Annotated in this window: 21 protein-coding genes and 1 pseudogene; 11 read left to right on the top strand and 11 right to left on the bottom strand. The window is 63.2% G+C overall.

The genetic code is table 11. The features are described 5' to 3' along the window. Positions 1-46 precede the first annotated feature (46 nt). From BVH01_RS07050 to BVH01_RS07025, 6 genes are all read left to right on the top strand, one after another. The gene (locus BVH01_RS07050) at positions 47-1,729 is read left to right on the top strand and encodes a fatty acid--CoA ligase (RefSeq protein WP_075929660.1); all 1,683 of its coding nucleotides are present in this window, start codon (positions 47-49) and stop codon (positions 1,727-1,729) included. A gap of 211 nt (positions 1,730-1,940) precedes the next feature. Continuing rightward, positions 1,941-3,887, top strand: coding sequence for a DUF1302 domain-containing protein (locus tag BVH01_RS07045; protein WP_075929659.1), 1,947 nt, complete (start codon positions 1,941-1,943; stop codon positions 3,885-3,887). A 28-nt stretch (positions 3,888-3,915) separates the two neighbouring features. Next, positions 3,916-5,283: a DUF1329 domain-containing protein gene (locus BVH01_RS07040; protein WP_075929658.1), complete on the top strand. Its 1,368-nt coding sequence runs from the start codon at positions 3,916-3,918 to the stop codon at positions 5,281-5,283. Positions 5,284-5,456: 173 nt separating this feature from the next. Next, positions 5,457-6,101: an MBL fold metallo-hydrolase gene (locus tag BVH01_RS07035; protein ID WP_075929657.1), complete on the top strand. Its 645-nt coding sequence runs from the start codon at positions 5,457-5,459 to the stop codon at positions 6,099-6,101. Positions 6,102-6,225: 124 nt separating this feature from the next. After that, a complete protein-coding gene (locus tag BVH01_RS07030) occupies positions 6,226-6,882 on the top strand; it encodes an OmpA family protein (RefSeq protein ID WP_083652152.1) in 657 nt (218 codons plus the stop codon). Positions 6,883-7,029: 147 nt separating this feature from the next. Beyond that, on the top strand, positions 7,030-8,331 hold the full coding sequence (locus BVH01_RS07025; protein ID WP_256562728.1) for a diguanylate cyclase domain-containing protein: 1,302 nt from the start codon (positions 7,030-7,032) through the stop codon (positions 8,329-8,331). Positions 8,332-8,522: 191 nt separating this feature from the next. Here BVH01_RS07025 and BVH01_RS07020 read toward each other — a convergent pair whose 3' ends face one another. The 4 genes from BVH01_RS07020 to BVH01_RS25145 all read right to left on the bottom strand — a co-directional run bounded on the left by BVH01_RS07020 (position 8,523) and on the right by BVH01_RS25145 (position 13,025). Beyond that, positions 8,523-9,422 (bottom strand): acyltransferase, encoded by a 900-nt coding sequence (locus BVH01_RS07020; protein WP_075929655.1) that lies wholly within the window; start codon positions 9,420-9,422, stop codon positions 8,523-8,525. Positions 9,423-9,558: 136 nt separating this feature from the next. Beyond that, a complete protein-coding gene (gene pta, locus BVH01_RS07015) occupies positions 9,559-11,652 on the bottom strand; it encodes a phosphate acetyltransferase (RefSeq protein ID WP_075929654.1) in 2,094 nt (697 codons plus the stop codon). Positions 11,653-11,666: 14 nt separating this feature from the next. After that, on the bottom strand, positions 11,667-12,851 hold the full coding sequence (locus tag BVH01_RS07010; protein ID WP_075929653.1) for an acetate kinase: 1,185 nt from the start codon (positions 12,849-12,851) through the stop codon (positions 11,667-11,669). Next, a complete protein-coding gene (locus tag BVH01_RS25145; RefSeq protein ID WP_371915589.1) occupies positions 12,852-13,025 on the bottom strand; it encodes a DUF3565 domain-containing protein in 174 nt (57 codons plus the stop codon). A gap of 138 nt (positions 13,026-13,163) precedes the next feature. Between BVH01_RS25145 and BVH01_RS07000 the strand changes: the two genes are divergently transcribed. Both BVH01_RS07000 and BVH01_RS06995 read left to right on the top strand, forming a co-directional pair. After that, complete coding sequence (locus BVH01_RS07000) at positions 13,164-13,649, top strand: peptidylprolyl isomerase (protein WP_070887949.1); 486 nt, start codon at positions 13,164-13,166, stop codon at positions 13,647-13,649. Between the two features lie 138 nt (positions 13,650-13,787). Then, on the top strand, positions 13,788-14,270 hold the full coding sequence (locus tag BVH01_RS06995; protein ID WP_075929651.1) for a glutathione peroxidase: 483 nt from the start codon (positions 13,788-13,790) through the stop codon (positions 14,268-14,270). A gap of 41 nt (positions 14,271-14,311) precedes the next feature. Here the strand turns inward: BVH01_RS06995 and BVH01_RS06990 are convergent, their stop codons facing one another. Together BVH01_RS06990 and cysZ are read right to left on the bottom strand one after the other, a co-directional pair. Beyond that, positions 14,312-15,517: a glycosyltransferase family 1 protein gene (locus BVH01_RS06990; RefSeq protein WP_075929650.1), complete on the bottom strand. Its 1,206-nt coding sequence runs from the start codon at positions 15,515-15,517 to the stop codon at positions 14,312-14,314. Between the two features lie 39 nt (positions 15,518-15,556). Next, positions 15,557-16,318 carry a sulfate transporter CysZ gene (gene cysZ / locus BVH01_RS06985; RefSeq protein WP_075929649.1) on the bottom strand — a complete coding sequence of 254 codons (762 nt, stop codon included), beginning with the start codon at positions 16,316-16,318 and terminating at the stop codon, positions 15,557-15,559. A 228-nt stretch (positions 16,319-16,546) separates the two neighbouring features. On the opposite strand from cysZ, the gene trxB reads away from it, so the two are divergent. Next, positions 16,547-17,494 (top strand): thioredoxin-disulfide reductase, encoded by a 948-nt coding sequence (gene trxB, locus BVH01_RS06980; protein WP_075929648.1) that lies wholly within the window; start codon positions 16,547-16,549, stop codon positions 17,492-17,494. 81 nt (positions 17,495-17,575) lie between these two features. Here trxB and BVH01_RS06975 read toward each other — a convergent pair whose 3' ends face one another. The 5 genes and pseudogenes from BVH01_RS06975 to metG form a co-directional block, all read right to left on the bottom strand. After that, complete coding sequence (locus BVH01_RS06975) at positions 17,576-17,755, bottom strand: PA3496 family putative envelope integrity protein (protein ID WP_075929647.1); 180 nt, start codon at positions 17,753-17,755, stop codon at positions 17,576-17,578. 107 nt (positions 17,756-17,862) lie between these two features. Next, on the bottom strand, positions 17,863-18,501 hold the full coding sequence (gene nth, locus BVH01_RS06970) for an endonuclease III (protein ID WP_075929646.1): 639 nt from the start codon (positions 18,499-18,501) through the stop codon (positions 17,863-17,865). Positions 18,502-18,529: 28 nt separating this feature from the next. Next, positions 18,530-19,627 (bottom strand): annotated as a pseudogene (locus BVH01_RS06965) (RnfABCDGE type electron transport complex subunit B); the annotation flags it as partial. Between the two features lie 189 nt (positions 19,628-19,816). Next, the gene (locus BVH01_RS06960; RefSeq protein ID WP_075929644.1) at positions 19,817-20,611 is read right to left on the bottom strand and encodes a DUF4349 domain-containing protein; all 795 of its coding nucleotides are present in this window, start codon (positions 20,609-20,611) and stop codon (positions 19,817-19,819) included. A 16-nt stretch (positions 20,612-20,627) separates the two neighbouring features. Beyond that, positions 20,628-22,661, bottom strand: coding sequence for a methionine--tRNA ligase (metG, locus tag BVH01_RS06955; RefSeq protein ID WP_075929643.1), 2,034 nt, complete (start codon positions 22,659-22,661; stop codon positions 20,628-20,630). Positions 22,662-22,812: 151 nt separating this feature from the next. Here metG and BVH01_RS06950 point away from each other — a divergent pair, with 151 nt between their 5' ends. Beyond that, complete coding sequence (locus tag BVH01_RS06950; RefSeq protein ID WP_139317790.1) at positions 22,813-23,505, top strand: OmpA family protein; 693 nt, start codon at positions 22,813-22,815, stop codon at positions 23,503-23,505. A 94-nt stretch (positions 23,506-23,599) separates the two neighbouring features. Then, positions 23,600-24,694: an iron-sulfur cluster carrier protein ApbC gene (apbC, locus tag BVH01_RS06945; protein ID WP_075929641.1), complete on the top strand. Its 1,095-nt coding sequence runs from the start codon at positions 23,600-23,602 to the stop codon at positions 24,692-24,694. Positions 24,695-24,911 lie beyond the last annotated feature (217 nt).

Below are 24,911 nucleotides of genomic sequence, written 5' to 3'. Positions count from 1 at the left end.
GCTTCATCTTCGTCGCTTTCAACAATAGTCCAGAACAGGTGAGCCCATGTTGCAGACCCGCATCATCCCCCCCGTCGCGAATGCCCACCCATACCCCCTGCTGATCAAGAGCCTGCTGTTGTCAGGCAGCCGCTACGAGAAAAATCGCGAAATCGTCTACCGCGATTCCTTGCGTTACAGCTACGCGACCTTCAACGAACGGGTGGCGCGACTGGCCAACGTGCTCACTCGAGCCGGCGTGAAGGCGGGTGATACCGTGGCGGTGATGGATTGGGACAGCCACCGCTACCTGGAATGCATGTTCGCGGTGCCGATGCTGGGGGCGGTGTTGCACACCATCAACATCCGCCTGTCACCGGAGCAGATCCTCTACACCATGAACCACGCCGAAGACCGTTTCGTGCTGGTCAACAGCGATTTCGCCGCGCTGTATCAGGGCATCGCCGGGCAACTCACCACGGTGACCGGCACGCTGCTGCTGACCGACAACGCCGCGGCTGATACCGAGCTTCCCGGTTCGGTCGGCGAGTATGAAAGCCTGTTGGCGGCGGCCGAGCCGAGCTATGCATTCGCCGACTTCGACGAAAACTCCGTGGCAACCACCTTCTACACCACCGGTACCACCGGCAATCCCAAGGGCGTCTACTTCACCCATCGGCAGTTGGTGTTGCACACCCTGTCCATGGCTACCACTCTCGGCAGCCTGGACAGCATCCGCCTGATGGGCAATAGCGACGTGTACATGCCGATCACCCCCATGTTCCACGTACACGCCTGGGGCGTGCCCTACGTCGCCACGATGCTGGGCGTCAAACAGGTCTATCCGGGACGCTACGAGCCGGAGATGCTCTGCAAGCTGATCAAGAGCGAACAGGTGACCTTTTCCCATTGCGTGCCGACCATCTTGCAGATGCTGCTGGCCGCGCCTGGCGCGCAAGGCCATGACTTCAAGGGCATGAAGGTGATCATCGGCGGCAGCGCACTCAATCGCGCGGTGTACGAGGCCGCCAAGGCAAAAGGCATTCAACTGACGGCGGCGTACGGGATGTCCGAGACCTGCCCGCTGATTTCCTGTGGTTATCTCAACGAAGACGTGCTCGCGGCAAGCGAGGAGCAGCGCACTGCCTATCGCATCAAGGCAGGGGTTCCAGTGCCTTTGGCCGAGGCGGCGATCATGGACGGTCATGGCAATCGCCTGCCTGCGGATGGCGAGACCCAGGGCGAGTTGGTACTGCGCGCACCCTGGCTGACCCAGGGCTACTTTCGCGAGCCGGAAAAGGGACAGGAGTTGTGGGCCCACGGCTGGCTACACACCGGCGACGTGGCGACCCTGGACGATAGCGGCTCCATCGATATTCGTGACCGCATCAAGGACGTGATCAAGACCGGAGGCGAGTGGATTTCCTCGCTTGAGCTCGAAGACCTCATCAGTCGCCAGCCGGCGGTGCGCGAAGTGGCCGTGGTCGGCGTGGCGGATCAGCAGTGGGGCGAGCGCCCATTCGCCCTGGTCGTGGCGAAGGATGGCCAGCAATTGGACGCAGGCATTCTCAAGGAGCACCTCACGCCTTTCGTCGAGCAAGGCGTCATCAACAAGTGGGCGATTCCCTCGCAGATCGCGCTTGTTACCGAAATTCCCAAGACCAGTGTGGGCAAGCTGGACAAAAAGCGTATTCGTGTTGACCTCGCGCAGTGGCAGGAGGCCGGAGGTGAGTTTTTATCGTCCCTGTAAGGCACGAATTTCAACGCCAAAAAAGTGACTGATCAGTCAAACAAACGTTTGGCTTGCTAATTGCTGGTTTCGGGCCATCCTTGGCTTGTCACGGATGGGATTGATCTCTCAAACCGGCGAGCCAGAGTGTCTCGGGCACTGCAAGCACCCCTTGGCAAGGCTCGCTGGCTTCAGTCAATCAGCCATAACAAAAACAAATGGAGTAGCGTCGATGACCAACACAACAAGGCCGTTCTGGCGTCTGGCAAAACTGCCGCTGGCCGTCAGCCTCGCATCAACTCTTGCCAGCCCGGCATTCGCGGTGAATTTCAATATCGGGGAAATAGAAGGTCAGTTCGACTCGTCGCTGTCGGTGGGGGCCAGTTGGTCGACAGCCAAGCGAGATGATCGTTTCATTGGTGAGGCCAATGGGGGGACCGGTTATACCCAGACGGGTGACGACGGCCGTTTGAACTTCAAGCGCGGGGAGACTTTTTCCAAGATATTCAAGGGTATCCATGATCTTGAATTGAAGTATGGCGACACAGGTTTATTCGTGCGCGGCAAGTATTGGTACGATTTCGAGCTGAAAGACGAGTCTCGTCCCTTCAAGGACATCAGCGATGATGGTCGAAAACCTGGCGCCAAATCCTCGGGCGCCGAGTGGCTCGATACCTTCGTTTATCACAATTACTCGATTGGCGATCAGCCCGGTTCCGTGCGCCTGGGTAAGCAGGTGGTGAGCTGGGGTGAAAGTACCTTCATCCAGAACAGCATCAACTCGATCAACCCCGTTGACGTTTCCGCTTTCCGACGCCCGGGCAGCGAGGTCAAGGAAGGTCTGATCCCGGTCAACATGTTCTACGTCTCCCAGAGCATCACCGATCGCTTGTCGATGGAGAGCTTCTACCAGTTGAGCTGGAAACAGACCGTCGTCGATAACTGCGGGACCTTCTTCTCGACCGCCGATGTGGCGGCCAATGGCTGTAACAACAACTACAACATCCTCAACAGCAGTCTGGTTGGCTTGTTGCGTGGCGTCGATGCCCTGGCAGCCGGGGCGCCGGCGCTGGCGCCGATCGGTGCATCGGCCGCCGGTGTGAACTACACCCAGGAAGGCATGGTGGTGCGTCGCGGCAAGGACAACACGGCACGCGATGACGGGCAGTGGGGTCTGGCACTGCGCTGGCAGGGCGATAACACCGAGTACGGCGCGTACTTCATGAATTACCACAGCCGCACACCGTTCCTCAGTGTGCAGAATGCCGATGCGGCAGCCTTGGCGAGAATTGGGGCTGCGGCTCGCAGTATTTACAACACCTTGGGTGTTGGTGCCGCTGGCAGCCCAGCAGCCTGGGTGGGTTCAGGCAATGCATGGCTTGGCGCTGCGCCACCTGCCGCTTTCGCAGGGCCTCTGGGCGCTCAGGCGCGCACGCTTGCCGGCGCTGCTGTGGCCGTGGGTAACGGCAGTTACTTCATGGACTACCCCGAGGACATCCGCCTCTATGGCCTGAGCTTCTCCACCACGCTGCCTACCGGCACGGCCTGGCAGGGTGAGATCAGCTATCGCCCGAATGCACCGGTGCAGATCAACACCCAGCAGCTCACCCTCGCTCTGGCTGGCGCGGCGGCTGGCACTTCCGCGCCGGGTGCGGTGCAGAAGGGTTACGACCGCAAGGAGATTACCCAGATCCAGACCACCTTCACTCATTTCTTCGATCAGGTGCTGGGCGCTGACCGCCTTACCCTGGTGGGCGAGGTCGGCTTCGCGCACGTCGGCGGCTTGGAAGGCAAGAATAAGAACCGCTACGGCCGTGACCCCATCTATGGCATCACCGGCAGTGCGGTTGACCCTAACGAAACGTCCATTGCCCGTTATGGCGACCATGGTTTCACCACCGCCAACTCCTGGGGTTATCGCATGCGCGGCATCCTCGACTACAGCGATGTGTTCGCCGGTGTGAACCTGCGGCCCAACGTCGCCTTCTCCCACGACGTTGATGGTTACGGTCCCAACGGGTTGTTTAACGAAGGTGCCAAGGCCGCCAGCCTGGGCGTCGATGCCGAATATCAGAACACCTACACCGCGACCATTGCCTACACCAACTTCTTCGATGGCCGTTACAACACTCTGGTCGACCGTGACTTTCTGGCCCTCAGCTTCGGTATGAACTTCTAAGCGCCCGTATTCATAGGAAAACGCATTTATGAAAACAACAAAAAGGCTGTTGCAAACTGGCGCTCTGACTCTGTCGCTGCTGGCCACCGGTGTGATGGCTGCAGTGTCGGCAGACGAGGCGGCCAAACTGGGTAGTACCCTGACGCCGATCGGTGCGGAAAAGGCCGGCAATGCCGATGGCAGCATCCCGGCCTGGACCGGAGGCCTGCCGGTCAATGCCGGGGCGGTGGACGCGGGCGGCTTCCTGGCCGATCCGTTCCCCAACGAGAAGCCGCTGTTCACCATCACCGCGCAGAACGTCGAGCAGTACAAGGACAAGCTGACGCCCGGCCAGTACGCGATGTTCAAGCGTTACCCGGAAACCTATCGGATGCCGGTCTACACGACCCATCGTACGGCGACGGTGCCGGACAACATCATTGCGGCGACCAAGCAGAACGCGACCAATGCCAAGCTTATTCAGGGCGGTGAAGGGCTGGAGAACTTCCAGCTGGCCAACCCGTTCCCGATCCCGAAGGATGGTCTGGAGGCGATCTGGAACCACATCACCCGCTACCGCGGTGCCAGCGTGCGTCGTCACGTGGTGCAGGTGACGCCCCAGGCCAACGGTTCGTTCAGCCCGGTCAGCCTGGAAGAAGAGTTCGCCTTCCGCAGCATGATGAAGGACGTCGACACCAGCAAGCCGAGCAACATCCTCTTCTACTTCAAGCAGCGGGTAACGGCGCCTTCGCGTCTGGCCGGTAACGTGTTGCTGGTGCACGAGACCATCGACCAGGTGAAGGAGCCGCGCATGGCGTGGCTGTACAACGCCGGTCAGCGTCGCGTGCGCCGGGCGCCGCAGGTGTCCTATGACGGCCCGGGGACCGCAGCCGATGGCCTGCGTACCTCGGACAACCTCGACATGTACAACGGCTCGCCCGATCGCTACGACTGGCAACTGCTGGGCAAGAAGGAAATCTACATTCCTTACAACAGCTACCGCCTCGATTCGCCGAAGCTCAAGTACGCCGATATCGTCAAGCCAGGTCACCTCAACCCGGATCTGACTCGATACGAGCTGCACCGCGTCTGGCACGTGACCGCTACCCTCAAGCAGGGCGAGCGCCACATCTATGCCAAGCGTGACTTCTACATCGACGAGGATACCTGGCAGGCCGCTGCCATCGACCACTACGACGGTCGCGGTACCCTGTGGCGTGTAGCGGAAGCCCATGCCCAGTACTACTACGACAAGCAGGTGCCGTGGTACGCCGTTGAGGTCATCCATGATCTGCTCTCTGGCCGCTACCTGGCATTGGGCCTGAAGAACGAGGAGAAGCGCGCTTACGAGTTCGACTATCCCGCTAAGGAAAGCGACTACACCCCGGCAGCGCTGCGCCAGTCCGGCGTGCGTTGATCGCCGCGCAAAACCGAAGAGCCGGCCCCAGGGCCGGCTTTTTGCCGTCTGGGCGACTGGTTTTCAGGCCAGGACCATGACGCCGAGACCAGCGACCCGAGAATTCACCGCGCGACAGCTTGCGATGGTTACAATTGGTCTTCCGCCCGCCACTTGCGTTACAGGGACCTGCCATGCAACCCACTTCCCCACCCCTGATCCGCGAAACCTTCCCCGTCGGCCCGCTGCAGTGCAACTGCACCATCATTGGAGATTCCGTCAGTGGCAAGGCCATCGTGGTCGATCCGGGTGGCAACCCCGATCAGATCATGGCGCGTCTGGAGGCTCATGGCTTGAAGGTGGTGAGCATCATCCACACCCACGCGCACCTCGATCATTTCCTGGCCTCGGGGCAGATGAAGGAAAAGACCGGCGCGACCCTGCACCTGCACAAGGACGACAGGTTCCTCTGGGACAACCTGGAGATGCAGTGCCAGATGTTCGGGGTTCCCTACACGCCGGTGCCCGCGCCCGATCAATGGCTGGCAGATGACGAGGCACTCGCCTGTGGCTGCGGTGTGGCCCTGCACACGCCGGGACATACCCCGGGCTCGATGAGTTTCTGGTTTCCCGAAGCCAAGCTGCTGATCGCGGGTGATACCTTGTTTCGCCGCGGTATCGGGCGTACCGACCTGTGGGGTGGCGACTACTCGACCATCGAGCGTTCCATCAAGCAGCGGCTTTATCGCCTGGACGAGGACGCCACCGTGGTGACCGGCCACGGGCCGGATACCCGATTGGGTGACGAGATGCGCGAAAACCCATTCGTGCGAGCTTGAAAAACAAGCGCTTACAGATTTTCTGCGTGGTGATTGTTAGCCTTGGTCGGGAACTTGGCGGCGCTCGTTGGCTCGAAGCCGCGAATGAAACTGCCTCCCTCTGCAACACGACTAAGGATTACCCATGATCAAGTGCCGCTCCCTGATTGCCGCAACGGCCGTTCTCGCTGTTCTGTCCGGCTGTACGGTCAACCCTTATACCGGTGAGAGCCAGGCGGGCAAAGCCGGTATCTACGGTGGCGTAGGGGCGCTGGCTGGCGCTGCGGTGGGTGCTGCCACCTCGAGCAAGAAAGACCGCAAGAAGGGCGCGCTGATCGGCGCTGCCGTCGGAGGCGCGGCTGGGGGTGGTTACGGCTATTACGTCGACACCCAGGAAGCCAAGCTGCGCCAGCAGTTGCAGGGCACGGGCGTGCAAGTGCAGCGCAATGGTAATGACCTGACGCTGATCATGCCCGGCAACATCACCTTCGCCAGCAATTCGGCAGACATTTCCAGCAGCTTCTACCCGACGCTGAATTCGCTGGTGCTGACCTTCAAGGAATTCAACAAGAACGGCGTGAACATCGTCGGTCATACCGACAGCACCGGTTCGGCCGAACTGAACCAGAGCCTGTCCACCCGCCGCGCCCAGAGCGTGGCGTCGTACCTGGCCGCCAATGGCGTGGCCTCGTCGCGTATCTCGGCCTATGGCGCCGGCCCTAACCAGCCCATCGCCAGCAACGCCAACGAGGCAGGGCGCGCGCAGAACCGCCGCGTGGAAATCAACCTGCGACCGTTGTAAGCCGAACCGCGCATCAGAAAACCCCGCCGCGGCGGGGTTTTTCATGCCTGCGGCATTCCGGTACCTGTGGCTGCCTGGCGTGTGCTGGCTAAACTGTGATGATCAGCAGTCGAGCCATGACGCAATGTGGGCAGGGAGGTCGATGTGGTGCCAGAGCCGCTGGAAATTCTCGTCGTCGATGATCGGCAGGACAATCTGGACGACATGCAGGAATTGCTCGAAGCCATTGAGCAGCCGGTTCACTGCGTGGACTCGGGCGCCAAGGCCCTCGACTACTTGGCCCAGGGCGAGGTCGCCCTGGTGCTGCTCGATGTGCAGATGCCTCGCATGGATGGCTTCGAGGTGGCGCGGCGCATGCGCAGCGACCCGCACACCCGGCTGATACCGATCATCTTCATCTCCGGCATGGCGCAGACCGACGAGATCCTCAATCAGGGATACGGCGCCGGCGCGATGGATTTCATCGCCAAACCGGTGCAGCCGGCGATGCTGCTGCACAAGGTGCGCGCGCTGCTCGAGCATGAGCGTTATCGCCGCGAACTGCTTCGTATGGCTCAGCAACTGGAGCGCGAGCGGGCCTTCAATGCCTCGATTCTCGACAACACCGCTGAAGGCATTCTGGTGGTCGGTGAGGAGGGGCGTATCCGCTTCGCCAACCCCGCGATCATGCGGATGCTCGGCTGCCAGGCGAACGAGTTGACCGGCAGCGATCTGCTGGACTGGGTCGATGTCGCCGGAGCTGTGCAGTGGCAGGCATCGAGCTTCTACCAGCACTGGCAACGCCGCGAACCTCTGCGCCTGCACGACGCCAATCTGCGTACCCGCGAAGGCCGCCTCGTGCCGGTAGCGCTTTCCAGCTCGCCGTTGCCGGATGAAGGACGCGGCATGGTCCTGCTGGCGCTGGACATGTCGGTGGTGCGCGACCTGCACCGGCAGCTCGAGTCACTGGTCATTACCGATGCCCTGACCGGCTTGCTCAACCGCCGTGGCTTCCTGCAGGAGCTGCAGGCGGCGATTTCGCGTCACCAGCGCACGGGCCAGGAGGCCGCCTTGCTGTACCTGGATCTGGATGGGTTCAAGCGCATCAACGACAACCTGGGCCACGAGCGCGGTGATCAGGTACTGCGCCAGGTCAGCGGCCAGCTGAAAAGCTGCCTGCGGCCCTATGACCGCCTGGCGCGCATAGGCGGTGATGAATTCACGGTAATTCTCGACAGCCTGGGCAGTCCTGGCGAGGCGGCCTCGGTGGCGCAGAAACTGGTGCAGCAGGTCGCCGATCAGGCGGGCGAGGGGGATCTGTCAGGCCTGGGCGTCAGCATCGGCATCGCCTGCCTGCCCGCTGACGGCAGCACGGTCGAGGACCTGCTGCGGGCGGCCGACACGGCCATGTACGCGGCCAAGCACGGTGGGCGCAGCCAGTACCGTTTCTACGATGCGGCAAGAACCTAAGAACCTGTCCAAAGTCTTCAAGCCGAGGTTCGTCGATTTTGGCAGTTAAGTGGCGGGGGTGGAAATCGGCACAGTGCCTGTGGGAGCGGGCCATGCCCGCGATTTTTCGCGCGCATGGCGCGCTCCCACAGTGGATCGGCGAACGGCTGCTATGGCCTTGTAGCAGCCTTTTCATGTCGCCTAAAAAGCTTTTAAGGGTGTTGCTGATGCAGGCGCTCCAGTAAGTCGTCCTTGGCATCCCACAGCGCGTTGATCCACTGCTGGAAGTCCTTGCGATAGGCTTCGTCCTGGTCGTAGGCGCGGCCGATGAAGCGAGTGGGGATGTCCAGCTGTTCGACGACCACTACCACCTCGTGGAGCTGACCACTGAGCAATGCCCAGAAACCCGGGCTGCCCTGGGGGTAGTGCAGGGTGACGTTGATCATACCGTGCAGTTGCTCGCCCATTGCATCGAGCACGAAGGCCAGGCCACCGGCCTTGGGCTTGAGCAGGTAGCGGTGGGGCGATTGCTGTTCCTGGTGCTTGGCCGGGGTAAAACGAGTGCCTTCGACGAAGTTGAAGATGCCCACCGGGTTATGGCGAAACTTGGCACAGGTGCGGCGGGTGGTTTGCAGGTCTTCGCCTTTTTTTTCAGGGTGCTTGGCCAGATACTCCTTCGAGTAGCGCTTCATGAACGGAAAGCCCAGCGCCCACCAGCACAGGCCGATCACCGGCACCCAGATCAGCTCCTGTTTGAGGAAGAATTTCAGCGGACGGATACGCCGGTTGAGCAGGTACTGCAGCACCAGGATGTCCACCCAGCTCTGGTGGTTGCTGGTCACCAGATAGGAATGCTCGTAATCGAAGTTCTGATTGCCCTCGATATGCCAGCGGGTTTTGCCCAGTAGATTCATCCACGTCTTGTTACAACTTATCCAGCCTTCCTGGATGAAAATCATCAGCTGATCGCAGACGCGCCGTACCAGCGGCAACGGCAGCACGATGCGTAGCAACGTGACCGCGAACAGCGGCCAGCACCAGAAAAGCGTATTGAGCGCCAGCGAAACGCTGCCCAGCAGGCCGAGCAATGGGGCAGGCAGAAAGTGCAGCATGGACGTACGAACCTCGGGCGGGTTGGCGCCCGGCAAGCGTGCCGGGCGTGAATGGCGCACAGGGTAACGATTGGTGGGGGAACTGCAAGCCGATCCGAATACGGGTTATATCTCCCGTCATCGGATCGGCGTGTTATCACTGACGCATGTTGGCGGCCTGAATGGCGGTCAGCGCGATGGTGAAGACGATATCGTCCACCAACGCGCCCCGCGACAGGTCGTTAACCGGCTTGCGCAGGCCCTGCAGCATTGGGCCGACGCTGATGCAATCGGCGCTGCGCTGCACCGCTTTGTAAGTGGTGTTACCGGTGTTCAGGTCGGGGAAGATGAACACCGTGGCGCGACCGGCCACCGGGCTATTGGGGGCCTTTTGCCGACCGACGCTCTCGATGGCCGCGGCGTCGTACTGCAGCGGGCCGTCGACCAGCAACTGCGGGTTGGCCTGACGCGCCAGGCGCGTCGCTTCGCGGACCTTTTCCACTTCCTCGCCACTGCCCGAGTCGCCAGTGGAATAGCTGAGCATGGCCACGCGTGGCGGGATGCCGAACGCCTGGGCGGAGCTGGCGCTCTGCAGGGCGATTTCCGCCAGTTGCTCGGCATTGGGGTCCGGATTGACCGCGCAATCGCCATACACCAGCACCTGGTCCGGCAGCAGCATGAAGAACACCGACGATACCAGGTTGTAGCCGGGCGCGGTCTTGATCAGCTGCAGCGCCGGGCGGATGGTGTTGGCGGTGGTGTGCACGGCGCCGGATACCAGACCGTCGACTTCGTCCAGGGCCAGCATCATGGTGCCCAGCACCACCGTGTCTTCGAGCTGAGCGCTGGCCATTGGCGCGTTGAGGCCCTTGCCCTTGCGCAGTTCCACCATCGGCTCGACGTAGCGCTCGCGAATCAGGTCCGGGTCGAGAATCTCCAGCCCCGGCGGCAGCTCGATGCCCTGAGCCTGCGCAACGCTGTGCACTTCCTCGGGCTTGGCCAGCAGCACGCAGCGGGCGATGCCGCGGGCCTGGCAGATTGCGGCAGCCTGCACGGTACGCGGCTCGGCGCCTTCGGGCAGAACGATGCGCTTGTTGGCGGCCTTGGCCTGCTGCACCAACTGATAGCGGAACGCCGGCGGTGACAGGCGCAGCTCTCGCGGGCTGCCGCAGCGGGCGGCGAGCCAGTCGTGGTCGAGGTGGCTGGCAACGAAGTCGGCGACCTTCTCGGCGCGCTCCTTGTCATCGACCGGGATTTCCTTGTTCAGGCGATTGAGGTTGGTGGCCGTGTCGTAGGAACCGGTGCTCACCGTCATCACCGGCAGGCCGCTCTGCAGGGCGCCGCGGCACAATTCCATGATGCGCGGGTCGGGGGCGAAGTCGCTGCATAGCAGCAGGCCGGCCAGCGGCATGCCGTTCATGGCGGCCAGGCTGGCAGCCAGGATGATGTCGTCGCGGTCACCTGGCGTTACCACCAGGGTGCCGGGCTTGAGCAACTGCACGGTGTTGGCCACGGCGCGGGCGCACAGCACGATCTTCAGCATGCGGCGCTGCTCGTAGTCACCAGCGTTGAGGATGCGCGCGCCGAGCAGTTCGGCGATGTCGCGGGTACGCGGTGCATTCAGCTCGTCGAGCCAGGGGATGCAGCCCAGCAAGCGGAATTCCGGGTGGCGCAGCAGCGAGGACTGTTCGCGCAGGCGTGCGGTGAAGGCGTCCAGGCCGTCGTCGCTGCGGATCTTGTTGAGGATCACGCCGAGTACCTTGGGATCTTTCGGGCCGCCGAACTGCTGGGCCTGGATTTCCACGCGGTCGCATAGCTCGCCAAGAGTCTCCTGCTCCTGGGCCGAAACCAGGATCACGTCGGCATCCAGGCTCTTGGCCAGGTGGAAGTTGACCCGCGCGGCGTAGCTGGCCTGGCGTGTCGGCACCATGCCTTCGACGATCACCACGTCCTTGTCCTTGGCGGCCTCCTGGTAGAGGCTGATGATTTCTTCCAGCAGTTCGTCCAGGTCGCCGTCGCCGAGGCGTCTTTCGACATGGGCCAGGGCCAGCGGTTTGGGCGAGTGCAGGCCGTGGGTGCGCGCGACCAGTTCGCTGGAGCGCTCGGGGCCGGCGTCACCCTGGTGTGGTTGGGCGATGGGCTTGAAGAAACCGACCTTGAGGCCGGCGCGTTCGAGCGCCCCGACCAGGCCCAGGCTGATGGAAGTGAGGCCGACGCCGAAACCGGTCGGCGAGATGAAAAAGGTGTGCATGGGGGGTCTCCGATTCAGTCGAGCAGCGCGAGGGTGTCGAGGGCAATCTGGCGCTCTTCGTTGGTGGGCACCACCAGCACCCGCGTATGGTCCGCCGCGTGGATCGGCCCGCTGACGCCGCGCAGGCAGCGGGCATTGGCCGCTTCGTCGAGCTTGAGGCCGAGCAGGCTCAGGTGCGCCACCGTCTTGCTGCGGATCAGCGGTGAGTTCTCGCCGATGCCGCCGGTGAAAATCAGGCCGTCCAGGCGCGGCAGGGCGCAGCTCATGGCCGCCAGTGATTTGGCCAGGCGATAGCAGAATACTTCGATGGCCAGGGTGGCACCGGCATGACCTTCCTCACGGGCCTGCTCGAGGCTGCGCATGTCGTTGGACAGCCCCGACAAGCCCAGCAGGCCGCTGTCGTGGTTGAGCATGCGATCGATCTGCTCCAAGCTCCAGCCCAGGGTGCGCGAGAGGTGGCTGTGCAGGTTGGGGTCGACGTCGCCACTGCGCGTGCCCATCACCAGGCCCTCGAGCGGCGTCAGGCCCATGCTGGTGTCGCGGCTTTGACCGTTGACCACCGCACAGGTCGAGCAGCCATTACCCAGGTGGGCGACCAGCCAGGCGCTGTCGCCCGCCGGCAGGCCGGTGAGTTCGGCCGCGCTGGCACTGACGAAGCGGTGGCTGGTGCCATGGAAGCCATAACGGCGCACGCCGTGGTCGCGATACAGCTGCTCCGGCACCGCGTAGCGGAAGGCGTGCTCTGGCAGGCTCTGGTGGAAGGCCGTGTCGAACACCGCCACCTGGGGCAGCTCAGGGTACAGCGCCAGAGCCGCCTCGATACCCAGCAGGCCAGCCGGGTTGTGCAGCGGCGCCAGGGGCGCGACGGCGCGAATCGCGGCGATTACCGCGTCGTTAAGACGTTGGGCGCTGGTGAAGTGTTCGCCGCCGTGTACCACCCGATGGCCGATGCCGTGCAGTTGGCCGCCAGTGGCCTCCTGCACCCGCTGCAGCAGATGGGCCAGCGCGGCGCGATGGTCATCGCCGGGAATGGCCTGGCTATGCTTGATGCCGCTCAACTGCCAGTGCAGCACGGCGTCGGCGCTGCCAAGCCGCTCCGCCAGCCCGCTGATGGCGAACGCCTGCTGATCGGGGTCGACCAAGGCGAACTTGATGGAGGAGCTACCGCAGTTGATCACCAGAATATTGCGTGCGGGCATTCAGAAGTCCTTAGCGTCCAGAAGCGTTGGAGCTGATGTTGCGACACACCAGCCACAGGTGAATTTCGTGCCGATTCGCGCCTGACGCTGCGCGGCGTCGAGCACCCAGGGGCGATTTTGCCAGGGCGGTTGATGGCGCAAGTGCTGAGTATGGCCACAAGATAAGACAGCCACCCAATAGCCGTCATGATCTTGCTCAAAACCGACCACGACGACCGCGGATACGGCCCGCCCGTCTGGGCTTGGGTCGCTTTCGCCACCGCCGTTGGTTACACTTACACGTTCATTTTCCTCGAGCAAAAGGTTCGCCCCATGCAGATCGCCGCCAACAAGGCCGTTTCCATCGACTATACCCTGACCAACGATGCCGGTGAGGTGATCGATAGTTCCGCTGGCGGCGCGCCGCTGGTTTACCTGCACGGTGCCGGCAACATCATCGTCGGTCTCGAGAAGGCGCTGGTCGGCAAGCAGGCCGGTGACGAAGTCAAGGTTGCCGTCGAGCCCGAAGAAGCCTACGGCGAATACAGCGCCGAGTTGGTCGCCACCCTGAACCGCTCGATGTTCGAAGGCGTCGACGAGCTGGAAGTCGGCATGCAGTTCCACGCCTCCGGCCCGGACGGCGGCATGCAGATCGTCACCATCCGCGAGCTGGAAGGCGATGACGTGATCGTCGACGGCAACCACCCGCTGGCTGGCCAGCGCCTGAACTTCGCGGTCAAGGTCGTCAACGTGCGTGACGCCAGCCAGGAAGAAATCGCCCATGGTCATATCCATGGCGAAGGTGGTCATCACCACTGATCCGTATGTCGGCAGCCGATTCGTCGCTGCTGGCAGATGGTCATGCGTGGCTGCTAAGCTGCAGTCATGAAAAGGCGCCTTTTCAGGCGCCTTTTTCGTTTCTTCTTCGCTGCCTTTCGCGTTACCCGGAGCACCATCATGAGCGCCTTTCACGACCTGACATTGCACGCACTGGACGGCCAGGAGCTGCCGCTTGCTCCGCTCAAGGGCAAGGTGGTGCTGGTGGTCAACGTCGCCTCCAAGTGTGGGCTGACGCCGCAGTATGCAGGCCTCGAACGCCTGCAGCAGGCTTACGGTGATCAGGGTTTCAGCGTGCTGGGCGTGCCCTGTAACCAGTTCGCCGGGCAGGAGCCGGACGCCGAGGCGGCGATCGCCCAGTTCTGCAGCCTGAACTATGGCGTGACCTTTCCGCTGAGCAGCAAGCTCGAAGTCAACGGCAGCAGCCGTCACCCGCTATACCGCCTGCTGGCCGGTGAGGGCGCGGAGTTTCCCGGGGACATCACCTGGAATTTCGAGAAGTTTCTGGTGGGCCAGGATGGCCGTGTGCTCGCGCGTTTCTCGCCGCGTACCGCGCCGGATGATCCGGCACTGATCCAGGCCATCGAGAAGGCCCTGGCCTGATCGCAGGGTCGCTGCCTGCGGCCCGTCATCTCTCTATCGCTTCAATTCGCGCGTTTGGTTTCGATCACCAGAGCGGGCTTGCGGCCACCGCTCGGCACGGCGCTGTCCAGCCGCGCCGCGTGCAGATGCTGTTCGAACTCTTCGACGATGCTCGACCAGCTCTGCCTGGCGGCGTGCTGGCGGGCATTGAGGCGAACCCGACGCAGGTTCTCGCTGTTCTCCATCAGCCATGTCGCCGCCTCGACGAACGTGCGCTGATCGTCGGCGCTGGCCAGCATGCCATTGTGGCCGTCCTCGACATGCTGAGCCGCGGCGGCCTGGTCGAAGGCGACCACCCCGAGCCCCGATGCCATGGCTTCGAGCAGCACGTTGCCGAAGGTTTCCGAGAGGCTCGGAAAAAGGAAGATATCGCCGCTGGCGTAGTGCTGAGCGAGGGTTTCGCCGCGCTGGATCCCGCAGAATAATGCGTCCGGCATTTGCTTGTGCAGGCTCTCGCGCAGTGGGCCGTCGCCGACCACCACCAGCCTCAGGTTAAGCCCAGTGGATTGGCGCTGCAGCGCCTGGTAGGTACTGACCAGAAGATCCAGATTCTTCTCGGCGGCCAGCCGGCCGACGTGCAGCACGGCGATATCCCGCTCGGCCAGGCCCCAGCTGCGGCGCAGCTCGTCGCTACGCCGCGCCGGGTTGAACAACTGGGCATCCACCCCACGGGCGAGCAGCTCCAGACGCTCGAAACCGCGGCGTTGCAGCTCGCAGCGTTGGCTTAGGCTGGGCACCAGAGTCATGCGCGAGGCGTTGTGAAACCAGCGCAGGTAGTTGGTCAGCAGGCGGGTCAGCAGGGTGATGCCGTAATGGCCGGTGTACTGTTGGAAGTTGGTGTGAAAGCCGCTGACCACCGGTATTCGCAGGCGCCGCGCCGCGCGCAGGGCAGACAGGCCCAGCGGGCCTTCGGTGGCGATGTACAGCACATCCGGGCGCTGGCGCCGCCACAGGCGCAGCAGCTTGTGGCGAGCCGACTGGCCCCACTGCAGGCCGCGGTAGCCGGGCAGCGGCCAGCCGCGGGTCAGCAGCAGGTCGTCGTCATTGGCGGCGGGCGTATCGTGGTGCTGCCGCGGGCGGATCAGCTGCAAGCGATGGCCGCGCGCGCGCAGCCCGTTGACCAGGTGGCCAAGGGTATTGGCCACCCCGTTGATTTCCGGGCTGTAGGTCTCGCTGACCAAGGCGATGAATAGCGGGGGAGTGCTCATGACAGCAGTCTGGGCTGCCGTCATGTAGTGTTTGTGACATCAACGTGGCGTTTGTGTGACAGCCCCTGCGCTCACACCACCTTCGCGTACCCAGAACAGCGTTGCGCCCGCCACGGCGGCCGGCATCATCACGATATTGACGAAGGGCACCAGCAGCGCCGCGTAGGTGATGCCGCCGAAACCCAGGGACTGCCAGCGTTTCTCGCGCAGCCAGGCAAGCATGTCCTGCCAGCTGACCTTGTTGTTGTCGGCGGGGTAGTCGATGTACTGGATGGCCATCATCCACACGCCGAACAGCAGCCACAGCGGCGCTGCGATCAGGTTGACCACCGGAATGAACGACAGGATCAGCAATCCCGCGGCCCGTGGCAGGAAGTACGCCAGTTTGCGGCCTTCGCGACCCAGGGTGCGCGGCACCATGGCGATCAGCTCGCCCCAGCTGAACGGTGGAAAGTTGTCCTGGCCGCGCACCACCACTTCGACCTTCTCGGCGAGAAAACCATTGAAGGGGGCGGCGACGATATTGGCCAGCATGGTGAAGGTGAAGAACACCATCAGAATTACCAGCACCACGAACAGCGGCCAGAGAATGTATTGCAGAAAGCTCAGCCAACTGGGCAGCGACGGCATGAAGGTGTCCACCCAGCCACCGAACTGCTGCACGGCGAAGCCGATCATCAGGCTGAACAGGATCAGGTTGATCGCCAGCGGTAGCAGCACGAACAGGCGCAAGCCGGGGCTCATGACCAGTTTCAGGCCTTCGCCGAGGTACTGCGGGCCGGACAGCACGGGAGCGCGCATCGAGGTCTCTCCAACAAGTGAACGTGGCGCGACCTTACCCATTTTGCAGCCCGCGTGAAAGCAGGGCAGGGCGATAGCGCACCGCTATGCGAGGGATTGGCAAAGCGCATTTCCATGGGCCGGGCCGCGCAGTCTAGTCTGCTCGCGTCCCTTGTTCAGCCGCCGATGTTCGACCGCTTGCGGCCGGTGGCGGCTTTTTTTGCAGCGATGCGCTGTGAGGAGTCTCTGATGTCGAGTAACCGACACGCCCGCGTGATCATTCTCGGTTCCGGCCCTGCGGGCTACAGTGCGGCGGTTTACGCCGCCCGTGCCAATCTGAAACCCCTGCTGATCACCGGCCTGCAGGCCGGCGGGCAACTGACCACCACCACCGAAGTGGACAACTGGCCTGGCGATGCCCATGGCCTGACCGGCCCCGAGCTCATGCAGCGCATGCAGGCTCACGCCGAGCGCTTCGAGACGGAGATCGTCTTCGACCATATCCAGGCCGTGGATCTCGCGGCGCGGCCCTTCACTCTGGTGGGTGACAGCATTTCCTACACCTGCGATGCGCTGATCATCGCCACGGGCGCCAGCGCGCGCTATCTCGGCTTGCCCAGCGAAACGGCGTTGATGGGCAAGGGCGTCTCGGCGTGCGCCACCTGTGACGGCTTCTTCTACCGCAACCGTGAAGTCGCGGTGGTGGGCGGCGGCAACACCGCCGTAGAGGAAGCGTTGTACCTGGCAAACATCGCCAGCCGGGTCACGCTGATCCATCGCCGTGGCGCCTTTCGCGCCGAGAAGATCCTGCAGAACAAGCTACAGGCCCGGGTAGCCGAAGGGCGCATCGTGCTGGCCCTGAATGCCGAGGTGGACGAAGTGCTGGGCGACGCCTCGGGCGTAACCGGCGTGCGGATCCGCGAGCATGACGGCGCAACCCGCGACCTGGCCGTGGACGGCCTGTTCGTGGCCATCGGGCACACGCCCAATACGGCGTTGTTCGAAGGGCAGCTGGCGCTCAGAGACGGCTACCTGCAGACCAATGGCGGGCGCGACGGCAATGCCACGGCGACTAGCGTGGCGGGTGTATTCGCCGCAGGTGACGTGGCTGACAGCGTCTATCGCCAGGCGATCACCTCGGCTGGTGCCGGCTGCATGGCGGCGCTGGATGTGGAGCGCTTCCTCGACGGGCTGTGAGCGTCGAATGCCAGGCCTGAAACGCAAAATGCCCGTATCCATGGATACGGGCATTTTCATTGGGCTTGGCCGATGCGCCGGCTACAGGTCGAAATCGTATTCGGCCAATTGCTTGTGCAGGCGTCGCTCCTCGAGGAAGTTGTCGATGATGCGCCGCTTGGTGAGATTGGTCTTCGCCACTTCCACCGGTGCTTCGCTGCTGTCTGTTTCTTCGCTGACGAAATCGTCGTCCAGTTCCAGGTCTTCTTTGCCGTTGCTCATGCGCTTCACTCCCGGCTACAGGGGCCATTTGCCGACCTTATAAGGGCAAACGTGAAGCGAGTAAAAAAGATTTTTTCAATCAGCTGATATCAGAAACCTATCAAGCATCAATCGTCCGACGTCTTTTGCTTGTATTCGCACAGGTCTTCGATTCGGCAACTGCCGCAGCGCGGCTTGCGGGCCTGGCATACGTAGCGCCCATGCAGGATCAGCCAATGGTGCGCGTCCAGCAGAAAATCCTTGGGTACGAACTTGAGCAGCTTCTTCTCGACTTCCACCACGTTCTTGCCTGGCGCGATGCCGGTGCGGTTGCTGACCCGGAAGATATGCGTATCCACGGCCATGGCCAACTGGCGAAAGGCGGTGTTGAGCACCACGTTGGCAGTCTTGCGACCCACGCCTGGCAGCGCCTCGAGCGCCTCGCGAGTTTCCGGCACCTGGCTGCCGTGTTGCTCGACGAGAATGCGGCAGGTTTCGATGACGTTCTTGGCCTTGCTGTTGTACAGGCCGATGGTCTTGATGTATTCGCTCAGGCCGTCGACCCCCAGGGCGAAGATCGCTTCGGGCGTGTTGGCCACTGGATAGAGCTTGGCGGTGGCCTTGTTGACACCTACGTCGGTGGCCTGGGCGGAGAGAATCACCGCGATCAGCAGTTCGAAGGGCGTGCTGTAGGCCAGCTCGGTCTTGGGCTCGGGGTTGTCTTCGTGCAGGCGGCGGAAGATTTCAAGGCGTTTGGCGGCGTTCATGGTCGGGCATCAGGTCTGTCGTGGCGCTCTAGCTGGCGCTGGTGTACGCCTGCAGACGGCTTTCGGCCGCTGCAAGGCGCTCTTGGGCATCGCGTATCTTGGCAGCGTCATCGGGGGCGCTGCGTTGCAACTTGCCGAGCTCGGCGCGAGCGTAGGCCAGGTCGGTCTTCAACTGGCGCATTTGCGCGCTGAGCCCGGCCTTGTCGACCAGCGTGCGAGTGGGCGCTGGCTTGCCGCAGTGCTCTTCTGCCAGGTGCAGAGCCTCTTGGGCAGCGACATAGGCACTGCGCAACGGCGCCAGGGCCTGCTCGTCCAAGCCTCGGCGTTCACCCGCCTTGAGGGCCATGCGGTGGCTGGCCAGGTCGATCTTGGCCTGTTTGAGCGCCTGCTCACCTGGGCTGGGCGCGTTTTGTGCGGGCGTCGCCTGCAGCTCGGCAAGGCGCTGTTGATCGCGCTCGGCCGCCTGTTGCAGGGCCGTGAGTTGCTGGCGCTGCTCATCATTGGGCGAGTCGCCATAAGCCTTCAGAGTTTTCTGCCATTGAGCGCGACTCATGGCAGCATCGATCTTCGCTTGCTTCAGAGAGGAGGCGGCAGCAGGCTGCTGGGGCGCGGCGGCGGGCATTTCCGCCTGTGCAGAGCGTACCGGACGAGCTGCGCGGCGCCGGGCATCGTTGCGTGCCAGGCGGGCCTGGCGATGCTGGTGGCGGGTGCGGAATTGCTCGGCACGGGCGCGTTGCACCTCGGCTTCGGCTGGCATCAGGGTGATCAGGTCGATGCAGTCCACCGGACAGGGGGCGATGCACAGCTCGCAGCCCGTGCATTCGTCGCCGATCACCGTGTGCATAAGCTTGGCGGCGCCGACGATGGCATCTACCGGGCAGGCCTGGATGCATTTGGTGCAGCCGATGCACTCGGCCTCGCGGATAACCGCCACCTGGGCGGGCGTGGCAGGCAGTGCCAGCGGCAGTTCGGGTACCTGAAGCAGCTCTGCCAGGGCATGGATGGTCGCAGTGCCACCGGGTGGGCATTTGTTGATCGCTTCACCGGCGGCGATGCCTTCGGCGTAGGGCAGGCAACCCGGATGGCCGCACTTGCCACATTGCGTCTGCGGCAGCAGGGCGTCGATGGCCGCGATACGCAGTGCATTGCTCATGGGTGCACCCAGGCGCGCCGGCAGGGGCATGACCCATGACGGAGCAGACAGGTGAGGTGGCGAGAGTCGATCATCGGTGTTGCTGGTCTGGCTAAAGCGTGAGCCGGGCATTATCCGGCATGCGCTGCGCCCGGTACAGGGTAATGCCGCCCGGGCGTGGGTTCAGGCGCCGTGGCGCACCCGGCTGGCCTTGCGCCATAGCCAGCGGACCAGCAGGGCGAGCGGGAACAGGATGATGACGAAGGGAATACCGTAGCCGAGCAGCCTGATGGCTTCGGTGGCACCCTCGGTGGCGTTGTCGAGCATGCCGCTGGCGGCGGCCCCGATGCGCGCCAGACGCCCGACCGGTTCACCGTCGGTGCTGAAGCTCAGGGTCAGCAAGTTGGTGGTCAGGCGGCGTTGTTGCTGCGCCGACTGCTGGACGTTGTCGGCCAATTGCACTTCCACCTCGGCCAGCTCGCGGGCCAGGGCGAGCATGTCGCTGACGCTCAGGTCGGTGCGGGCTTGATACTGCAGCAGCGTCTTGCGTTGACGCTCCAAGCGTTGGCGTTGCTGCTCGGTATCGCTGACCGCCTGGGCGAGGTCTTCGGCGCGCGTATGCCGACTTTGCAACTCGCCGCCGTCGCCGGCAAAGCCGACCATGGGCTCGACACCGGCTGGCGCGATGCGCACGGTGATGCTGGCGGCCTGGTAGGCGCCCTGGTTCTGCTCGATGGCGAGCAGATCACACTGACCGAAACGCTGGCTGCTGCACGCCTCGCGCACGGCGGCCAGGCGCGGCTCGACCTGCTGGACTGGCAGGCGAATGCCGACGCTGTGTTCGTAAGCGAGAAAGGCGCCCTGCTGCGCCGTTTCGCCGAGCAGCGCAGCACCGGCCGGTGGCCGACCGTCACCGGAAGGTGAGCAGCCGGTCAGGGCCAGAGCAGTGGCGAGAATCCAGGGCTTGAGGGTCAGCATCCTTGCTCCGAGTAGGTTACTTGACCCGCTGGCCCGGCTTGGCGCCGCTGTCCGGGCTGAGCAGGTAGATTTCCTCGCCGCCGGGGCCGGCAGCCAGCACCATGCCTTCGGAGACGCCGAACTTCATCTTGCGCGCGGCCAGGTTGGCCACGTACAGGGTCAGGCGGCCCTCGAGCTTGCTCGGATCCGGGTAGGCGCTCTTGATGCCGCTGAACACGTTGCGTTTCTCGTCGCCGATATCCAGGGTCAGGCGCAGCAGCTTGTCGGCGCCTTCGACGAACTCGCATTTCTCGATCAGCGCGATGCGCAGGTCGACGGCGGCAAAGGCGTCGAAGGCGATTTCAGCGGCCAGCGGGTCTTTCTTCAGCTCACCGTTACCTTTCGGGGCTTCGGCGGCTGCCAGGTCTTCCTTGGACGCTTCGACCATGGCTTCGACCTTGGCCGGCTCGATGCGCGCGAGCAGTGGGGTGAAGGGATTGAGCGGGTGATCGGCCAGTGGCGTGGCCAGGTCGGCCCAGGTCAGCGGTGCGACGTTGAGGAACGCCTCGGCATCGCGTGCCAGGTTCGGCAGCACCGGCTTGAGGAAGATCACCAGCTGGCGGAACAGGTTGATGCCCAGGGCGCAGATCGCCTGCACCTCATCGGCTTTGCCGTCCTGCTTGGCCAGCGACCAGGGCGCCTTGTCGGCGATCCAGGCGTTGGCGCGGTCGGCCAGGGCCATGATCTCGCGCATGGCGCGGGCGAAGTCGCGGCTCTCGTACGCTTCGGCGATGCCTGGCGCTGCGCTCTGGAAAGCATTCCACAGCTCCGGCTCAGGGTTGGCAGCGACCAGCAGGCCAGCGTTGCCCTTGTGGATGAAGCCGGCGCAGCGGCTGGCGATGTTGACCACCTTGCCGACCAGGTCGGAGTTGACCTTCTGGATGAAGTCCTCAAGGTTCAGGTCCAGGTCATCTACGCCGCGGCCCAGCTTGGCGGCGTAGTAGTAACGCAGGTATTCGGGGTTCAGATGATCCAGGTAGGTGCGCGCCTTGATGAAGGTGCCGCGCGACTTGGACATCTTCTGGCCGTTGACCGTCAGGTAGCCGTGCACGTTGATGGCGGTCGGCTTGCGGTAGCCGGCACCTTCGAGCATGGCCGGCCAGAACAGGGCGTGGAAGTTGACGATGTCCTTGCCGATGAAGTGATAAACCTCGGCGCTCGAGTCCTTGTTCCAGAACGCGTCGAAGTCCAGTTCCGGGCGGCGCGCACAGAGGTTCTTGAAGCTGGCCATGTAGCCGATCGGCGCATCCAGCCAGACGTAGAAATACTTGCCCGGCTCGTCGGGAATCTCGAAGCCGAAGTAGGGTGCATCACGGCTGATGTCCCACTCGTGCAGGCCGCCGTCCAGCCATTCGGAGAGCTTGTTGGCCACCGACTCCTGCAGGGTGCCGCTGCGCGTCCACTGCTGAAGCATTTCCTGGAACTGCGGCAGCTTGAAGAAGAAGTGCTTGGAGTCCTTCAGTACCGGCACCGCGCCGGAGATCGCCGAGCGCGGATCTTTCAGTTCGGTGGGCTCGTAGGTGGCGCCGCATTTCTCGCAGTTGTCGCCGTACTGGTCCGGCGTCGCGCATTTCGGGCAGGTGCCCTTGATGAAACGGTCGGCCAGGAACATGCCCTTTTCCGGATCGAAATATTGGGTCACCGAACGCGTGGCGATGTGGCCATTGTCGCGCAGCGCCTTGTAGATCGACTCCGACAGCTCGCGGTTTTCCGGCGAGTGGGTGGAATGGAAATTGTCGAAGTCCACCAGGAAATCGGCGAAATCGCTGCTGTGCTCGGCCTTGACGCCGTCGATCAGCTGCTCAGGGGTGATGCCTTCCTTTTCCGCACGCAGCATGATCGCCGAGCCATGGGCGTCGTCGGCGCACACGTAGATGGCCTGATTGCCGCGCAGCTTCTGGAACCGCACCCACATGTCGGTCTGGATGTACTCGAGCATATGGCCAAGGTGGATCGAACCGTTGGCATAGGGAAGGGCGCTGGTAACGAGAATCTGGCGAGCTTGGGACATTGTCAGGCGGTCATCGGTTGGCGGGTGGTCGGTCACTATAAAGTAAGCGGGCGCGTTCCGGCCAGCGGGCAAATTTGCTGGATATCGGCTTGAATTTAGCGGGGGGAGCGGGTTCCAACTATTACCTTCCGCTCCCAGCAAGGAGATGAACATGCCTGCAGTTTTACGTCCAATCGCCTGCGCCACCGCGCTGGCCCTTCTGGTGGGTTGTGCCTCGAACAACCCTTACGACAACGTCGGTGGCGGTGCTGCCAGCGGTGGCGGCCACCGCACCGCGACCTATGGCGGCCTGGCAGCCCTGGCCGGTGCGGCGGTTGGTGCGGCGATCAATCATGATGATCGCGGCAAGGGCGCCGCCATCGGTGCCGTGCTGGCCGGTGCGGCAGGTGCCGGCTACGGTTACTACGCCGATCGCCAGGAAGCCGAGCTGCGCCGCAGCATGGAAGGCACCGGCGTGGAAGTGCAGCGCCAGGGCGACGACATCAAGCTGATCATGCCGGGCAACATCACCTTCGCCACCGACTCGGCCGACATCGCCCCGAGTTTCTACGCGCCGCTGAACAACCTGGCCACATCGTTCAAGCAGTTCCAGAACAACAGCATCGAGATCGTCGGCTACACCGATAGCACCGGTTCGCGTCAACACAACATGGCGCTTTCCCAGCGCCGTGCGCAGAGCGTGACCAGTTACCTCACCGCCCAGGGCATCGACGGCTCGCGCCTGTCCAGCCGCGGCGCCGGCCCGGATCAACCGATCGCCGACAACGCCAGCGCCGAAGGGCGTGCGCAGAACCGCCGCGTCGAAGTGAATCTCAAGCCGCTGCCGGGTCAGCCCGTGCAGTGACCCTTGCAGGCTGGCGGCCTGCCGGTCGCCAGCCTGCATCGACCGTGCGGCTCGGGTAGGATAGGCGTCTTTTCTGCCATCTCCGGAGCCAAGCATGAGCGCTGATATCCGCGCTGCGGTCGAAGCCGTATTGCGTCAGTACACCGACCCCCATCTCGACCAGGATCCGCTCAGCGCCGGCTGCGTGCGTGGCATCGACGTGCAGGACGGGCAGGTCAGCGTGCAGCTCGAACTGGGTTACGCCGCAGCGCAGTTCAAGCAGGGCTGGGCGCAGATGCTGCAGTTGGCCATCGAGAACATCGAAGGCGTGCGCAGTGCTCGCGTCGAGGTTAACTGCGTGATTGCCGCCCACAAGGCACAGGCCCAGGTGCCGGCGCTGGCCAACGTCAAGAACGTGATCGCCGTGGCATCCGGCAAGGGTGGCGTGGGCAAGTCCACCACCGCGGCCAACCTGGCGTTGGCACTGGCCCGTGAGGGCGCGCGGGTGGGCATTCTCGATGCCGATATCTACGGGCCCAGCCAGGGCATCATGTTCGGTATTCCTGAAGGCACGCGGCCACAGGTGCGCGAACAGAAGTGGTTCGTGCCGCTGGAAGCCCATGGCGTACAGGTGATGTCGATGGCCTTCCTGACCGACGACAATACCCCGGTGGTGTGGCGCGGCCCGATGGTTTCCGGGGCGCTGATCCAATTGGTCACCCAGACGGCCTGGAATGATCTCGATTACCTGATCATCGACATGCCGCCGGGCACCGGTGACATTCACCTGACCCTGGCCCAGAAGGTGCCGGTGGCGGGCGCGGTGATCGTCACCACGCCGCAGGACCTGGCGCTGCTCGATGCCAGAAAGGGCGTGGAGATGTTCCGCAAGGTGAACATTCCCGTGCTCGGTGTGGTGGAGAACATGGCCGTGCACATCTGCTCGAACTGCGGCCACGCCGAGCACCTGTTCGGCGAGGGCGGTGGCGAGAAGCTGGCGGCGCAATTCGGTGTCGATCTGCTGGCCTCGATGCCCTTGTCGATGGCCATCCGCCTACAGGCCGATGGTGGAAAGCCGACCGCCATTGCCGACCCTGAAAGTCAGATCGCCATGCTCTACCAGCAGATCGCTCGCATGGTCGGTGCGCGCATCGCCACCAGCGCCAACAGCGCGCAAGGCATGCCGAACATCGTCATTGCCGACGACTGAGGGTCATCGCAGGCGCGCCACGGTGCGCCTGCTGCATCAAATGCAGGCATAAAAAATTTCCGGGAGAAATTTTTAACGGCGCTTGCGACGGCCCGAAGGGTATCTACCAGGGATAGCAGATATAAAAAAACCCCGCCTAGGCGTAATGCTGTTCACTTAAGCATTTGAGTCCAAGTCGGGGTTTCTAGAAAATCCGATACCAGCCTCCTGGTATCGG

Origin of the sequence: Pseudomonas sp. PA1(2017) (assembly GCF_001945375.1) — a bacterium.
In the GTDB taxonomy this organism is placed as follows: domain Bacteria; phylum Pseudomonadota; class Gammaproteobacteria; order Pseudomonadales; family Pseudomonadaceae; genus Aquipseudomonas.
Note: the sequence above shows the minus strand (reverse complement) of the source record. Positions and strands in the feature narration are given on the sequence as shown.

What these genes read in the sequence shown, in the direction of transcription:
- BVH01_RS07050 (WP_075929660.1), top strand. Translation starts at nt 47, where the DNA reads ATGTTGCAGACCCGCATCATCCCCCCCGTCGCGAATGCCCACCCATAC.
- BVH01_RS07045 (WP_075929659.1), top strand. Translation starts at nt 1,941, where the DNA reads ATGACCAACACAACAAGGCCGTTCTGGCGTCTGGCAAAACTGCCGCTG.
- BVH01_RS07040 (WP_075929658.1), top strand. Translation starts at nt 3,916, where the DNA reads ATGAAAACAACAAAAAGGCTGTTGCAAACTGGCGCTCTGACTCTGTCG.
- BVH01_RS07035 (WP_075929657.1), top strand. Translation starts at nt 5,457, where the DNA reads ATGCAACCCACTTCCCCACCCCTGATCCGCGAAACCTTCCCCGTCGGC.
- BVH01_RS07030 (WP_083652152.1), top strand. Translation starts at nt 6,226, where the DNA reads ATGATCAAGTGCCGCTCCCTGATTGCCGCAACGGCCGTTCTCGCTGTT.
- BVH01_RS07020 (WP_075929655.1), bottom strand. Translation starts at nt 9,422, where the DNA reads ATGCTGCACTTTCTGCCTGCCCCATTGCTCGGCCTGCTGGGCAGCGTT.
- pta (WP_075929654.1), bottom strand. Translation starts at nt 11,652, where the DNA reads ATGCACACCTTTTTCATCTCGCCGACCGGTTTCGGCGTCGGCCTCACT.
- BVH01_RS07010 (WP_075929653.1), bottom strand. Translation starts at nt 12,851, where the DNA reads ATGCCCGCACGCAATATTCTGGTGATCAACTGCGGTAGCTCCTCCATC.
- BVH01_RS07000 (WP_070887949.1), top strand. Translation starts at nt 13,164, where the DNA reads ATGCAGATCGCCGCCAACAAGGCCGTTTCCATCGACTATACCCTGACC.
- BVH01_RS06995 (WP_075929651.1), top strand. Translation starts at nt 13,788, where the DNA reads ATGAGCGCCTTTCACGACCTGACATTGCACGCACTGGACGGCCAGGAG.
- BVH01_RS06990 (WP_075929650.1), bottom strand. Translation starts at nt 15,517, where the DNA reads ATGAGCACTCCCCCGCTATTCATCGCCTTGGTCAGCGAGACCTACAGC.
- cysZ (WP_075929649.1), bottom strand. Translation starts at nt 16,318, where the DNA reads ATGCGCGCTCCCGTGCTGTCCGGCCCGCAGTACCTCGGCGAAGGCCTG.
- trxB (WP_075929648.1), top strand. Translation starts at nt 16,547, where the DNA reads ATGTCGAGTAACCGACACGCCCGCGTGATCATTCTCGGTTCCGGCCCT.
- BVH01_RS06975 (WP_075929647.1), bottom strand. Translation starts at nt 17,755, where the DNA reads ATGAGCAACGGCAAAGAAGACCTGGAACTGGACGACGATTTCGTCAGC.
- nth (WP_075929646.1), bottom strand. Translation starts at nt 18,501, where the DNA reads ATGAACGCCGCCAAACGCCTTGAAATCTTCCGCCGCCTGCACGAAGAC.
- BVH01_RS06960 (WP_075929644.1), bottom strand. Translation starts at nt 20,611, where the DNA reads ATGCTGACCCTCAAGCCCTGGATTCTCGCCACTGCTCTGGCCCTGACC.
- metG (WP_075929643.1), bottom strand. Translation starts at nt 22,661, where the DNA reads ATGTCCCAAGCTCGCCAGATTCTCGTTACCAGCGCCCTTCCCTATGCC.
- BVH01_RS06950 (WP_139317790.1), top strand. Translation starts at nt 22,813, where the DNA reads ATGCCTGCAGTTTTACGTCCAATCGCCTGCGCCACCGCGCTGGCCCTT.
- apbC (WP_075929641.1), top strand. Translation starts at nt 23,600, where the DNA reads ATGAGCGCTGATATCCGCGCTGCGGTCGAAGCCGTATTGCGTCAGTAC.